The following is a 487-nucleotide window of genomic DNA, read 5'->3' on the forward strand; positions in this document are numbered from 1 at the left end:
CGACCGAGGTCGAGCGGCCGTCGGCAGTCGACGGATAGGGCCCGCCATGGACCATGGCATGCGCCACTTCGACGCCGGTGCCGAAGCCGTTGACCAGGATCCGGCCGACCTTGCGCTCAAGATGCGGGATCAGCTTCGCCGCCTCGGGATGATCAGCCTCGACGATGTGGATCGCCCCGGTAAGCTGGCCCTCGAGATGATCGACGACATTGGTCACCGTCTCCAGGTCGGCGCAGCGCACGATCAGCGACGCGGCACCGAAGATTTCGTCCGGCAGCTCGTGATGAGCCAGGAAATCCTCGGCGCTGGTCTGGAACAGGCCGGCCTGGCCCTGGCAGTGATGTCCGGCCTTGCCGCGCGCGACCGTCTCGACGGTATTGTGGCTGCCGATCGCCTCGACGCCCGTCTGATAGGCCTTGGCGATGCCCGGGGTGAGCATCGTCGCCGCCGGCATGTCGCCCAGCGCCGCCGCCGCCGCCGCGACGAA

At 68.4% G+C, this 487-nt stretch carries 1 pseudogene; it reads right to left on the reverse strand.

The annotated features are described in order from the left end of the window. Positions 1–487, reverse strand: a pseudogene (locus tag OWC48_RS46305) (aldehyde dehydrogenase (NADP(+))); the annotation flags it as partial.

It is taken from the genome of Bradyrhizobium sp. Arg816 (assembly GCF_029989365.1).
In the GTDB taxonomy this organism is placed as follows: Bacteria; Pseudomonadota; Alphaproteobacteria; order Rhizobiales; family Xanthobacteraceae; genus Bradyrhizobium.